This is a genomic window from Streptomyces sp. NPDC097640 (assembly GCF_040302705.1).
Lineage (GTDB): Bacteria > Actinomycetota > Actinomycetes > Streptomycetales > Streptomycetaceae > Streptomyces.
In genome coordinates this window covers 1-15,262 of the sequence record NZ_JBEOSB010000060.1, presented here as the reverse complement: position 1 = coordinate 15,262, position 15,262 = coordinate 1, and the positions used below count along the sequence as shown (strand labels likewise).

Below are 15,262 nucleotides of genomic sequence, written 5' to 3'. Positions count from 1 at the left end.
GCCCACGCCCACACCACCGGCCACCCCATCACCTGGCACCCCACCCACCAACACCACAACCACATCAACCTCCCCACCTACCCCTTCCAACACCAGCGCTACTGGCTCAACACCCCCACCGAAGGCGTCAAGCCCGGTGCGGACATCTCGGCGGCCCGCTTCTGGGAAGCCGTCGAAGGCGAGGACGCCAACGCCATCGCCACCCTCCTCGATGTCGCACCGGGCACCTCGCTGGACGCGCTCCTGCCGGCCCTGTCAGCTTGGCGCAAGGAGCGCCGAGACCAGGCCGTCACCGACACCTGGCTCTACCAGGAGGTCTGGAAGCCGGTCGTTCTCTCCGACATGGGTCGTCTGCCACTCGGCGGCTGGCTGATCGCGATCCCGTCGCGACAGGCCGAGCATCCGCACGTCGACGCCATTCTGGACGGTCTGGCACGCCATGGGCTGCCCACCGTCCCTCTGCTTCTCGACAGCGCCCACACCGACCTCCCGCTGCTGGAGCAGCACCTCGCACAGGCGATGGCGGAGGCTTCGAGTGGTGACCGCGCCGTCGCCGGTGTGCTCTCCCTGCTCGCGCTCGACGAGGAGCCGCATCCGCACCACCCCGAGGTGCCGCTCGGCACCGCCCTCACCCTCGCCCTGGTGCAGGCCCTCATCAACCGCGACAGTTTCGCGGCGCGCTTGTGGTGTGCCACCGAGGACGCCGTCGCCGCCGCCCCCTCCGACGAGCTCGGCCACCCTCTCCAGGCCATGGTCTGGGGGCTGGGACGCACCGCCGCCCTGGAACACCCGGATCTGTGGGGCGGGCTCATCGACCTCCCTGCCGACCTCACCGAGCGGGGCCTGCGCCACCTCATTGATGCCCTGACCACCTGCCACGGCGAACAAGAACTCGCCCTCCGGGCCACGGGTCTGCGTACCCGGCGCCTCGCCCGAGCCACCTCGACGGTCGCCACCACCCCCGAGGACACCCGGCACTGGACGCCCACCGGCACCGTCCTCATCACCGGCGGTACCGGAGCCATCGGCTCCCTCCTCGCACAGCGGATCGCCGAGCGCCACCCCGACTGCCATCTGCTGCTGGTGAGCCGCCGGGGGCCCGACGCCCCCGAGGCCACCGCGCTCCATGACCGGCTCACCGATCTGGGCGCCACGGTCACCCTCGCCGCCTGCGACGTCGCCGACCCCGACGCGCTCGCCGGTCTCATCGCGGATATCCCTCCGGCCCGCCCTCTCACCGCGGTCGTTCACACCGCCGGTGTCCTCGAGGACAACACGCTCACCGCGCAGACGCCGCGCCATCTCACGTCCGTTCTGGGGCCCAAGTCCCACGCCGCCCATCATCTGCACGCGCTCACCCAGGCCCTTTCCCTCGACGCGTTCGTACTCTTCTCCTCCGTGGCGGCCCCCTTCGGCGCCACGGGCCAGGCCAACTACGCCGCCGCCAATGCCTATCTCGACGCCCTCGCCGAGCACCGGCGGGCCCGGGGGCTCGCCGCCACCTCCATCGCCTGGGGCAACTGGGGCGGCGACGGGCTGGCCGGCACGCACACCGCGCAGGCGTACCTCCGCAAGCGCGGGTTTCCCCCCATGGCGCTCCACCTGGCGCTCGCCGCCCTGGAGCAGGCCGTCCTCTCGCCCCACGCCCAGCTGGTCGTCGCCGATATCGACTGGGGGAAGTTCCCGCCCGCCCCGCACACCCGTGACATCCAGGGAAGCGGCCCCGCCCCCGGGGTCGCGGACAGCAGCGGCGGCACGGGACCCGGCGACGGCACTCGCGGCACCACCGCGAACCTTGCGGCCCGCCTCGCCGGTCAGAGCCCGGCCGAACGCTACGACACGCTCCTCGGCCTCATCGGGTCCCACACGGCGGCCGTTCTCGGGCACTCCAACTCTGAGGCGATCGCCGCGGATCGCGCGTTCCGCGAGCTGGGATTCACCTCCGTCACGGCCGTCGAGCTCCGCAACCACCTCGTGGCGGCCACCGGACTGCGTCTGCCGTCCAGCCTCGCCTTCGACCGTCCGACCCCCGCCAAGCTCGCGGCTCACCTGTTGGCGGAGTTGACGGAGCCGGGCCCAGGCGATCCGGCCGCCTCCGCCACCACGAGCAGCGTCCCGGCCGGCGGGGCGAGCGCCGCGGGGAACGCCGCCGAGGTGGACACCGCCGACCCCGTGGCCATCGTCGGCTGGGCCTGCCGCTATCCCGGCGGGATCGCCTCCCCCGAGGACCTGTGGACCTTCATCACCTCGCACCGGGACGCCGTCGGGGACTTCCCGACCGACCGTGGCTGGGACCTGAAGAGGCTCTTCGACCCCGACCCGGACCGGCGGGGTACCTCCTACAGCCGACAGGGAGCCTTCCTCCACGACGCGGGCGAGTTCGATGCCGAGTTCTTCGGGATCAGCCCGCGCGAGGCGGCCGCCATGGACCCCCAGCAGCGGCTGCTTCTCGAAACGTCCTGGGAGGCGCTCGAACGAGCCGGCATCAACCCGCAGGACCTCCAGGGCAGCCCGACCGGGGTGTTCACCGGCAGCAACGCCCAGGACTTCACCGCCCAGCTGCGGCAGGCACCGCCGGAGGTGTCGGAGGGCTATGCCCTGACGGGCAGTTTCAACAGCGTCGCCTCGGGCCGCATCTCGTACGCGCTCGGTCTGGAGGGTCCCGCGGTCAGCGTGGACACCGCGTGCTCGTCGTCGCTCGTGGCGCTCCATCTGGCATGTCAGTCGCTGCGGGCAGGCGAGTGTTCGCTCGCCCTGGCCGGCGGTGCCACCGTGATGACCAGCCCCTTCAACTTCGTCGAGTTCTCGCGTCAGCGGGGCCTGGCCGCGGACGGAAGATGCAAGGCGTTCTCCACCACGGCCGATGGCACCGGCTGGGGCGAGGGCGTGGGCATGGTGGTGGTGGAGCGGCTGTCGGACGCGCGGCGCAACGGCCATCACGTGCTGGCCGTCGTACGCGGCAGCGCGGTCAACCAGGACGGTGCCAGCAATGGGCTGACGGCCCCGAACGGCCCCTCGCAGCAGCGTGTCATCCGGGCGGCCCTGGCCGCCGCCGGGGTGGCCGCGGCCGACGTGGACGCGGTCGAGGCGCACGGCACGGGAACGACGCTCGGCGACCCGATCGAGGCCCAGGCCCTGCTCGCCACATACGGGCAGGGGCGGCCGGCGGACCGCGCGCTGTGGCTCGGTACGGTCAAGTCCAACATCGGGCACACCCAGTCGGCCGCCGGCGTCGCCGGGGTCATCAAGACGGTATTGGCCCTGCGGCACGGGGTGTTGCCGCGTACCTTGCATGTGTCCGAGCCGACGCCGCACGTGGACTGGTCGGCGGGTGCTGTCCGGCTGCTGACCGACGACCAGCCGTGGCCGGACACCGGACGTCCCCGGCGGGCAGGTGTGTCGTCCTTCGGCGTCAGCGGCACCAATGCCCATGTGATCCTGGAGCAGGCGCCGCCGGTGGAGGCTCCCGCGAAGGCCGTGTCCCAGGACCCGCTGACGCTGCCCTGGCCCATCTCCGCGACATCGGAGGAGGCGTTGCGCGCCCAGGCCCGGCGGTTGCGCGCGTACGTGGCCGAACGCCCCGATCTCGACCCCGCCGACGTAGGTCGCTCGCTCGTGACGGGGAGGGCGGTGTTCGAGCACCGGGCGGTGCTCCTCGGCAACGGTCCCGACGACTTCCGGCGCGCTCTCGACGACCTCGCGGCAGGCGAGCCGAGCGGGAAGGTCATCCAGGGCTCGGCCACGGGCCGGGGAAAAATCGCCTTCGTATGCTCGGGGCAGGGCACCCAGCGCTCCGGCATGGGCCACCAGCTCTACCGCACGTCCACGGTGTTCGCCCGTGCTCTCGACAAGGTGTGCGCCCATCTCGACCCGTACCTGGAACACCCCCTGACGGAGGTGCTGTTCGCCGACGAGAAGAGCGAGACTTCGGCGCTGCTGCACCGGACCGCCTACACCCAGCCGGCCCTGTTCGCCCTCCAGACCGCGCTGTACCGCCTGGTCACCGAGGAGTTCGGGCTGGCCCCCGACTACCTGGCCGGCCATTCCCTGGGCGAGCTGACCGCCGCCCACCTGGCGGGCGTCCTCAGCCTCCCCGACGCCGCTGCGTTGGTCACGGCCCGCGCCCTGGCCATGCAGCGCCTTCCCGCCACCGGCGCCATGGTCGCCGTCGAAGCCACCGAGGCCGAGCTGCGCCCCCGGCTCAGCGGCCTGGAGGACCGGGCCGACATCGCCGCGGTCAACGCCCCCGGCTCCCTCGTTCTCACCGGCGACCACGACACCGTCCACCACATCGCCGACGCCTTCCGCGCGCAGGGCAGGAAGGTCACCTCGCTCCAGGTCGGCGGCGCCTTCCACTCCCCGCAGATGGACCCCCTGTGCGACGAGATCGAGCGCACCGCCGAGAGCCTGACCTACCACCAGCCCCACACCCCGCTGGTCACCGCGTCGGCCGGCGACGAGGGCGCGCGCGGGTCCGGGCAGGGTGAGGCGGGTGGTCCCGTACGGGGCGAGGAAGACAGGTCCGAGCCGGGCGCGGACCCGGGCACTCCGGAGTTCTGGGCTCTCCAGGCGCGCCGCACCGTCCACTACGCGAGCGCCGTCGAGCGACTGCACGCCCGAGGCGTGAACACCTTCCTCGAACTGGGCCCCGACGCCACACTCACCGCCCTCGTCCACCGCAATCTCCCCGACCACTCCCCCGTGGCCGTCTCCCTCCTCCATCCGGACCAGTGCGAGACGCAGAGCGTCCTGACCGCGCTCGCCACGGTCCACGCCCACAGTCGGCCCATCGCCTGGCGCCGCCACTACGCCGAGCGGCCACATCCGACGCCGCGCCACGCGGAACTGCCCACGTACGCCTTCCAGCACCGGCGCTACTGGCTGCCCACCCCCGTGGCGAGCGGCGATGTGAGAACCGCCGGGCTCGACGCGGCGGAACACCCCCTCCTCGGCGCCGCCGTGCAACTCGCGGATGGTGACGGCTGCCTGCTCACCGGTCGGCTGTCGCCGCGCACACATCCTTGGCTGGCCGACCACGCCATCGCCGGGACCGTCGTGCTGCCCGGCACGGCGTTCGTGGAGCTGGCGCTGCGGGCCGGGGACCAGGTCGGATGCGCTGGGCTGGAAGAGCTCACCCTGCACACTCCGCTGCACCTCCCCGCCGAGGGCGAGGTGGTGCTCCAGGTGGCGGTGGGCGCCGCCGACGAGACAGGCCGCCGTGAGCTGAGCATCCATGCCCGGACGGACGTGGACGGCGACGAGGGCTCCCCGGGTGCTCGGTGGACGCGGCATGCCGACGGCTCCCTGACGGCGGCAGCCCCCGACGGTGAGGGCGCTCGCGACAGCGTCGGCGGGGCTTCCGGTGAGGGCATCGATGACGACTTGGCCGCATGGGCCGCGGTGTGGCCGCCCCCGGGGGCGGAACCCTTGGACCTCGACGGGGTCTACGACCGGTTCGCCGAGGCCGACTTCGGCTACGGGCCCGCGTTCCAGGGCCTGCGCGCCGCATGGCGGTACGGCGGCGAGACGCTGGCGGAGGTGCGCCTCCCGGATCAGCCGGCCAGTGAGGCGTCGCGTTTCGGGCTGCACCCCGCGCTCCTCGACGCGGCGCTCCAGACCATGTGGCTGGTGACGCCTGACGGCGAAGCAGCGCCGGAGCAGCTGGGCGGACCCGACCAGGGTCTGCCGTTCGCCTGGCGCGGAGTGTCGCTGCGCGCAGCGGGACCATCCGCCTTGCGGGTACGCCTGCGACGGCTCGGGCCCGACACCGTGGCCGCCACCATGGCCGACGAGACGGGCCGACCGGTGGCATCAGTGGAGTCACTGACGCTGCGCCCGGTGTCCGAGCACACCTTGCAGGCCCCTGATGCCACCGAGGCCGCTGTCCGCGACGCCCTGCTCGGTCTGGACTGGACGGAGGTACCGCAACCTGAGGCGCAACCGGCTCTGGGGCGGTGCGCGGTGATCGGAGCCGACGGCCTTGGTCTGGGGCCCGCGCTCAGGGCCGCGGCGGGCGACGGGCGGTGGCCGGGCCTGGAGGTCATGGACGACCAGGCGGCCCAGGCGGGCTTGGCCGATCTGAGCGCCCTGGTGCAGTCCCTGGTGGCGGGCGGCCCCGTCCCGGACGTCGTCATCGCCACTTGCCAAACGGATGACGGAGGCGAGGCCGTACACGCCAGGACCCGGCAGGCGCTGGAGCTGCTCCAACAGTGGCTCGCCGAGGAGCGGCTGGCCGGTGCCCGCCTGGTGCTGGTCACCTCCGGCGCCGTGGCCACCGGCCCGGCTGAGGGAGTGACGGACCTGGCGGGCGCGGCGGCCTGGGGGCTGTTGCGTTCCGCCCAGTCCGAGCATCCGGACTGCTTCGTCCTGGTCGACGTGGACGGATCAGAGGAGTCCCGCGCCGCACTGCCCGCCACCATCGGCCTCGGGGAACCGCAACTGGCGGTCCGCGGCGGCCGGATGCTGGCCCCCCGCCTGGTGAGGAAGTCGGCCGGTTCCACCGCCGACGACGGCCTCGTGCTGCCGCAGGGACCGGAGAGCTGGCGGCTGGAGTGTCCCGGCGCCGGCAGCCTGGACGGGCTGGCCCCGGTGGCCTCCCCAGCCGCCACGATGCCGCTGGGCACGGCCGAGGTACGGGTGGCGGTGCGTGCGGCGGGGCTGAATTTCCGCGATGTGCTGCTCGCGCTGGGCATGATGCCCGGAAACACGGGCCTGGGCAGCGAGGGCGCGGGGATTGTCCTCGAAGTCGGTGCCGGCGTCACGGACCTTGTCGCGGGCGACCGGGTCATGGGGGTCTTCCCTGCCGCCTTCGGCCCAGTCGCCGTGGTCGAACGCGCGACCCTGGCGCGCATGCCCGACGGGTGGTCGTTCGCCCAGGCCGCGTCGGTGCCTGTCGTCTTCGCGACCGCGTATTACGGCCTGGTGGATCTGGCGCGCCTGCGGCCGGGGGAATCGGTGCTGATCCATGCCGCCGCGGGCGGAGTGGGCATGGCCGCCACGCAGATCGCACGTCATCTGGGAGCCGAGGTCTACGCCACCGCCGGCCCAGGCAAGTGGCACGTGCTGCGCGCTCAGGGCATTGAGGACGACCACCTCGCCTCCTCGCGCACCCTGGACTTCGCGCAGCGCTTCACGGCCACCAGCGGGGGGCGGGGGCTCGACGTCGTCCTGAACTGCCTGTCCCAGGAGTTCGTCGACGCCTCCCTGCGCCTGGTGGCCGACGACGGCGGCCGGTTCCTGGAAATGGGAAAGACCGACATCCGCGATCCAGAACGGCTGGCCATGGACCATCCGGGCCTGCGCTATCAGGCATACGACCTGATGGAAGCCGGACCGGAGCGGGTCGGGGAGATCCTGCGCACCGTACTGGACCTGTTCGGTCGCGGTGTCCTGGCGCCCCTGCCGACGACCTGTTGGGACATCCGACAGGCGGAGCACGCCTTCCGTCATCTACAGCAGGGCCGCCACATCGGCAAGAACGTCCTCACCCTGCCCACCGACTGGGACCCCACCGGCACGGTACTGGTCACCGGCGGTACGGGCGTGCTGGGCGCGGCCCTCGCCCGCCACTTGGCCGCCACCGGCCGGGCCCGCCATCTGCTCCTGGCCAGCCGGCGCGGACCGGACGCCCCTGGCGCCGACGAGCTGCGCCGGGAGCTGAGCGAACTGGGCGCCCAGGTGACCATCGCCCCATGCGACCTCGGCGACCGCTCGTCCACCGCACGGCTTCTGGAGTCGGTGCCCGACGAGCAGCCACTGACGGCCGTCGTTCACGCGGCGGGGATCGTGGACGATGCCACCATCGGCTCCCTCACCCCTCGCCACCTCGACAGCGTTCTGGCCGCCAAGGCCGACGCAGCCCTGCATCTACACGAGCTGACGCGCCATCTGGACCTGGCAGCGTTCGTGCTCTTCTCCTCGATCGCCGGCGTCGTGGGCTCGCCAGGGCAGGGCAACTACGCGGCGGCCAACGCCTTTCTCGATGCACTCGCCCACCAGCGGCGCGCGACAGGGCTCCCGGCGGTGTCCCTGGCCTGGGGGCTGTGGGAGGAGGCCAGCGGAATGACCGGCCACCTCGACCGGACCGACCACACCCGCCTGGCCCGGCTCGGCATCAAGCCGCACACCACCTCACAGGCACTGACCCTCTTCGACGCCGCGGTCACCCGCCACCAGCCCGTCCTCGTCCCCGCGCGCCTGGACCTCCCGGACACGAGCTCCGGCGCACCGGCCCTGCCGCCCCTGTACCGGGGCCTGGTCAGCTCCGAAGCGCGCCGGACCCGCCCGAACCGCCGCACAGCCGGAGCCGGTCCTTCGGCGCTGCGTGCCCGCCTCAGTGGGCATGACCCGGCCGGACAGCACGAGATCGTGCTCGCGCTGATCCGTTCCCACTCCGCTCTCGTCCTGGGCCACAATGATCCGGACGCCATCCATCCCGGCTCTCATTTCCGCGCCCTCGGCTTCGACTCCCTGACCGCCGTCGAGCTCCGCAACCGGCTGAACACCGCCACCGGCCTCCGGCTCCCCGCCACCCTCGCCTTCGACCACCCGACGCCCGGCGAGCTCGCCACATACGTCAAGGATCGAGTGCTGCACAACGGCGGCGCGGCGACGGTGGCCCCTGTGCTGGCCGAACTCGACAGGCTGGAAGCGGCCATGTCGCGGGTGGAGAAGGACGACGCGATCCGGTTCAGGATCGTCACCCGTCTTCAGTCCCTTCTCCTGAAGTGGAACGGGTCGGACGGCACCGCGGACCACAACGACGGCCCAGACCGACTGGCCTCCGCGACGGCCGGCGAAGTCCTGGACTACATCAAAAACGACCTCGGCCTCTCCTGAGTCGACGAGACCCGCCCGCGTCCTCCGCAGTTCTTCAAACGTGTTCAAGGACGCTCAAGGAAGTGATCCCAGTGGTACACGAAGACGAGCTCCTCAGCTATCTGAAGCGGGTAACCGCCGACCTGGACCGGACTCGCCGTCGTCTTTTCGAGGTCACCGAGCGGGAGCAGGAGCCCATCGCCATCGTCGGCATGGCATGCCGCTTCCCCGGCGAGGTCCGGTCCCCGGAGGACTTCTGGCAGCTCATCGTGGCGGAGACGGACGCGATCGGGGATTTCCCCACCGACCGTGGCTGGGACGTCGAGCGGCTGTACGACCCGGACCCGGACCGGTCCGGCACCTGCTACACGCGACATGGTGGCTTCCTCCACGACGCTGCCGGATTCGACGCCGAGTTCTTCGAGACCTCTCCTCGTGAGGCGCTGGCGATGGACCCGCAGCAGCGGCTGCTGCTGGAGGCCTCCTGGGAAACCTTCGAGAGCGCCGGCATCGACCCGGCTTCCGTGCGCGGCAGCCGAACCGCCGTGTTCACCGGTATCAACCCGCCGGACTACCCCGTCGGCCACGCCTCGCGCCCCCCGGAGTCCGCAGAGGGCTTCATCCTCACCGGCAGCGCGGGGAGCATCGCCTCGGGCCGAATCGCTTACACGCTCGGGCTGGAAGGGCCTGCGGTCACCGTGGACACGGCATGTTCGTCGTCCCTGGTGGCCCTGCACCTGGCCTGCCAGGCGCTGCGGGCCGGGGAATGCTCCATGGCGCTGGCGGGTGGGGTTGCCGTCATGTCCACCCCACGCATTTTTCTGGAGTTCGCGCGGCAGCGTGGGTTGTCGGTGGATGGGCGGTGCAAGGCGTATGGGGCTGGGGCGGATGGTACGGGGTGGGCTGAGGGTGTGGGGATGTTGTTGGTGGAGCGGTTGTCGGATGCGCGGCGGCTGGGGCATCGGGTGCTGGCGGTGGTGCGGGGTAGTGCCGTCAACCAGGACGGGGCGAGTAATGGGTTGACGGCGCCGAATGGTCCGTCGCAGCAGCGGGTGATCCGGCAGGCGCTGGCCGCGGCGCGGCTGTCCGGGGTGGATGTGGATGCGGTGGAGGGTCACGGGACGGGTACGCGGCTGGGTGATCCGATCGAGGCGCAGGCGCTGCTGGCCACGTACGGGCAGGAGCGGTCTGCTGATGCGCCGTTGTGGCTGGGGTCGGTGAAGTCGAATATCGGGCATGCGCAGGCCGCGGCGGGTGTCGCGGGGGTCATCAAGATGGTGATGGCCATGCGGGAAGGTCTGTTGCCGCGGACGTTGCATGTCGAGGAGCCGTCGCAGCATGTGGACTGGACGGCGGGGGCGGTACGGCTGCTGAGCGAGTCCATGCCCTGGCCTGAGACCGACCGGGCCAGGCGTGCGGGCGTGTCGTCGTTCGGGGTGAGCGGCACCAACGCCCACGTCATCCTCGAACAGGCACCACCGGAGGAACACCACAACCCGGCAGACACCTCTTCGACGTCGTTTCCCTGGATGGTGTCGGCCAAGTCCGAGCCGGCACTACGCGCCCAGGCAGCACAACTGCACGCATATCTGACGGCACACGGCGACGCCGACCTGGCCGACGTCGGACACGCGCTGGCCACCAGCCGCACCCCCTTCGAACACCGCGCGGTGCTCCTCGGTCCCGACCGCGAGGACTTCCTCCATGGGCTGCACGCCCTGGCGGCCGGTGAGGAGCACGACGGGCTTGTGCGCGGCGTGGCGTCCGGAGCGGGGAAGCTGGCGTTCGTGTGCTCGGGACAGGGCACACAACGCCCCCGCATGGGATACGAGCTCTACCAGGCCTTCCCGTTGTTCGCCGAGGCCCTCGACGAGGCCTGCGCCCACCTCGACCCGCACCTCGACCGGCCCCTGCGGGACGTCATGTTCGCCGAGCCGGAGACCGACACCTCCCGGCTGCTGGACCAGACGCTCTACGCCCAGCCGGCTCTGTTCGCTCTCCAGGTCGCGCTCCACCGTCTGGTCACCGAAGGCCACGGGGTCACGCCCCACTTCTACGCCGGACACTCCCTCGGCGAGATCACCGCAGCCCACCTCGCCGGCATCCTCACCCTCACCGACGCGGCCCGACTGGTCACCACCCGCGCCCGCCTCATGCACACCCTCCCCGGCACCGGCGCCATGACCACCCTCCAAGCCGAACCCCACGAAGTCGAAGAACACCTCACAGGGCGCGAGGCGCAGGTGTCCATCGCGGCCGTCAACGCCCCCGGATCCGTCGTCATCAGCGGTGACCGGGATGCAGTGGACGCCATCGCCACGCAGTTCCGCGCCATGGGCCGCAAGACGACCCCGCTCAACGTCAGCGCGGCCTTCCACTCACCCCACATCAACCCCATCCTCGACGAACTCCACAACACAGCCCAAGCCCTCACCTACCACCAGCCCCACACACCCCTGGTCACCACCGACCCCACCGGACAAGACCCCGCCACACCCGAATACTGGACCCACCAGACCCGCAACACCGTCCACTACACCCACACCACCCACCAACTCCACACCCACGGTGTCACCACCTACCTAGAACTCGGACCCGACGCCACCCTCACCACCCTGACCCACCACAACCTCCCCGACCACACACCCCAAACCGCAGCGCTCCTCCACCCCCACCAACCAGAAACCCACACCACCCACACCGCCCTCGCCCACCTCCACACCCACGGCCACCCCACCACCTGGCACCAACACACCCCCACCCACAACCACACCAACCTCCCCACCTACCCCTTCCAACACCACCACTACTGGCTTCATCTCTCCGAGCCGCAAGCCGACCAGCACGCTCCTCGCACCGTCACGGCCGAATCGCCCGCCACGGCCACCCTCCGTCAGCGGCTCTCCCACCAACGACCCGACGAGCAGCAGCAGATCCTCCTCGACGTCGTTCGTGCGCACATCGCCGCCGTCCTCGGCCACCAGAGCCCCCAGAACATCCAAGCCGAGCGCGCATTCAAGGAACTGGGCTTTACCTCGCTGACTGCCGTCCAGCTCCGCAATCGCCTGTGCGAGGCCACCGGGCTGACCCTCGCATCTACCATCGTCTTCGACCACCCGAGCCCCGCCGCGCTCGTTCAGCATCTCCGCGAGCAGTTTCTGGGTACGCAGGGCGAAATCATCAGCCACGTCCCCCTCACGGCCGCCGGCACGGGCGAACCCATCGCAATTGTCGGCATGGCATGCCGCTATCCGGGGGACGTGCAGTCCCCGGAACAGCTATGGAATCTCCTCGTGGCGGAGCAGGACGCGATCTCGGGATTCCCGACCGATCGCGGCTGGGACCTCGACAAGCTCTACGACCCGGACCCCGAGCGATTCGGAACGTCGTACACGAGAGAGGGGGGATTCATTCACCACGCGGGCGAATTCGACGCCGAATTCTTCGGCATCAGCCCGCGCGAGGCCCTGGCCATGGACCCTCAGCAGCGAATGCTTCTCGAGGTCTCCTGGGAAGCCTTCGAGCGGGCAGGAATCGACCCAACCTCCGTGCGTGGCACGCAGACCGGGATTTTCGCCGGGTTGGCCTACCACGACTACGCGCAGCGCTTCCCGACCGCTCCCGAGGGGTTCGAGGGATACCTCGTTCATGGAAGCGCGGGCAGTATCGCCTCGGGGCGCGTCGCCTACACCTTCGGTCTGGAAGGGCCGGCGGTCACCGTGGACACGGCGTGTTCATCGTCGCTGGTCGCACTGCACCTGGCCTGCCAGGCGCTGCGGTCCGGGGAATGCTCGATGGCCCTCGCCGGTGGGGTCACCGTCATGTCCACCCCGGCGGCCTTCATCGAGTTCTCCCGGCAGCGTGGGTTGTCGCCGGACGGACGATGCAAGGCGTTCTCAGCCACAGCCGATGGCACCGGCTGGGGCGAGGGCGTGGGCATGGTGCTGGTGGAACGGCTCTCGGACGCGCAGCGGCTCGGGCATCCCGTCCTGGCCGTGGTACGGGGGACGGCGGTCAACCAGGACGGAGCCAGCAACGGCCTCACCGCGCCCAACGGCCTCTCGCAACAACGTGTCATCCGCCAGGCCCTCGCCAACGCCGAGTTGACTCCGGCCGCCATTGACGCGGTGGAGGGACACGGTACGGGGACCACGTTGGGCGACCCGATCGAGGCGCAGGCCCTCCAGGCCACATACGGTCTGGACCGTCCCGCGGATCAGCCGCTTTGGCTCGGCTCGATGAAGTCGAACATCGGACACGCCCAGGCGGCAGCCGGGGTGGGCGGCGTCATCAAGATGGTGCTGGCGATGCGGCAGGGGTTGCTGCCGCGGACATTGCACATCGAGGAGCCGTCGCCGCACGTGGACTGGTCAGCGAGCGGGCTGCGGCTGCTGACGGAGGCCACGCCCTGGCCGGAGACCGACCGCCTGCGGCGTGCGGGCGTGTCGTCGTTCGGGGTGAGCGGCACCAACGCCCACGTGATCCTCGAACAGGCACCACCCGCCGAAGCCCCGGCAAACGGTGAAGACGCTTCAACGCCACCTTCGCTGTCTGTGCCTTGGGTTGTGTCGGCGAAGTCCGAGGACGCGCTGCGAGCGCAGGCGCGGCAACTGCGCCAGTATCTCGCTTCCGACCCGGAACTCGACTTGGCCGACGTCGGATACGCACTGGCCAACGACCGTGCCGCCTTCGAACACCGCGCCGTACTCCTGGGTCCCGGCCGCGAGGACTTCCTCCACGGCCTGGAAGCCCTGGCGGCCGGTGAGGAGCACGAGGGGCTTGTGCGCGGTGTGGCGTCCGGAGCGGGGAAGCTGGCGTTCGTGTGCTCGGGGCAGGGTACGCAGCGCCCCCGGATGGGATACGAGCTATACCAGGCCTTCCCCCTGTTCGCCGAGGCCCTCGACGAGGCCTGCTCCCACCTCGATCCGCATCTGGAGCATCCTGTGCGGGACGTCATGTTCGCCGAGCCGGACACCGACGCGTCCCGGCTGCTGGACCAGACGCTCTATGCCCAGCCGGCTCTGTTCGCTCTCCAGGTGGCGCTCCACCGTCTGGTCACCGAAGGCCACGGGGTCACGCCCCACTTCTACGCCGGACACTCCCTCGGCGAGATCACCGCAGCCCACCTGGCGGGCATCCTGAGCCTGTCCGATGCGGCCCGGCTGGTCACCACCCGCGCCCGTCTGATGCATGCTCTCCCCGCCACCGGCGCGATGACCACCCTCCAAGCCGAACCCGACGAACTCCAAGCGCACCTAGCAGGCCTCGAGGCGCAGGTGTCCATCGCGGCTGTCAACGCCCCCGGATCGGTGGTCATCAGTGGTGACCGGGGTGCCGTGGACGCCATCGCCACGCAGTTCCGCGCCATGGGCCGCAAGACGACCCCGCTCAACGTCAGCGCGGCCTTCCACTCACCCCACATCAACCCCATCCTCGACGAACTCCACAACACAGCCCAAGCCCTCACCTACCACCAACCGCACACACCCCTCATCACCACCGACCCCACCGGACAAGACCCCTCCACACCCGGCTACTGGACCCACCAGACCCGCAACACCGTCCACTACACCCACACCACCCACCAACTCCACACCCACAACGTCACCACCTACCTGGAACTCGGACCCGACGCCACCCTCACCACCCTGACCCACCACAACCTCCCCGACCACACACCCCACACCGCAGCGCTCCTCCACCCCCACCAACCAGAAACCCACACCACCCACACCGCCCTCGCCCACCTCCACACCCACGGCCACCCCACCACCTGGCACCAACAACACCACACCCACCACCACACCAACCTCCCCACCTACCCCTTCCAACACCACCACTACTGGCTCAACACCACCCCAACCCCCAACACCACCAACGTCCGCTTCTTGGATTCGCTGGAGAAATACGACGTCGAGGCAGTGGCCTCCGCCCTGGCCATCGACCGCGACTCCTCTCTCGAGACCGTCCTGCCGGCCCTCTCCGCCTGGCGCAAGCGCCACGATGACCAGACCGTCATTGATTCCTGGCACTACCGCGAGGAATGGAAGCCGGTCACTCTCCCCCAGGCCAGCACCCGGTCGCCCGGCACCTGGCTAGTGGTCGTGCCCGCTCTTCAGAGTCCGCACGCCCTTATCGACCTCGTCGCCGATGCCCTGCATCAACTCGGGGCGCGGACCATCAAGCTCACCCTCGACTCTTCCCACTCTGATCCCGAAACCCTTGCTCAGCAGCTCGCCGAGCACTGCGACGGCGTGAGCATCGATGGTGTGCTCTCGTTTCTGGCCCTCGACGAGGAACCCCACCCCGAACACCCCCACATCCCCACCGGAACCACACTCACCCTCACTCTCATCCAAACCCTCACCACCCACCCCCACATCACCGCACCCCTATGGGCCCTCACCCAAACAGCCACCACCACCCACCCAACCGACACCCTCAA

At 70.6% G+C, this 15,262-nt stretch carries 1 protein-coding gene and 1 pseudogene; both read left to right on the top strand.

What is annotated here, in order from left to right; genetic code table 11:
* The coding region (locus tag ABTY62_RS47030; RefSeq protein ID WP_352135550.1) for an SDR family NAD(P)-dependent oxidoreductase at window positions 1–8,838 on the top strand (8,838 nt) is incomplete at its 5' end.
* Window positions 8,839–8,921: 83 nt separating this feature from the next.
* Window positions 8,922–15,262, top strand: a pseudogene (locus ABTY62_RS47025) (type I polyketide synthase); the annotation flags it as partial.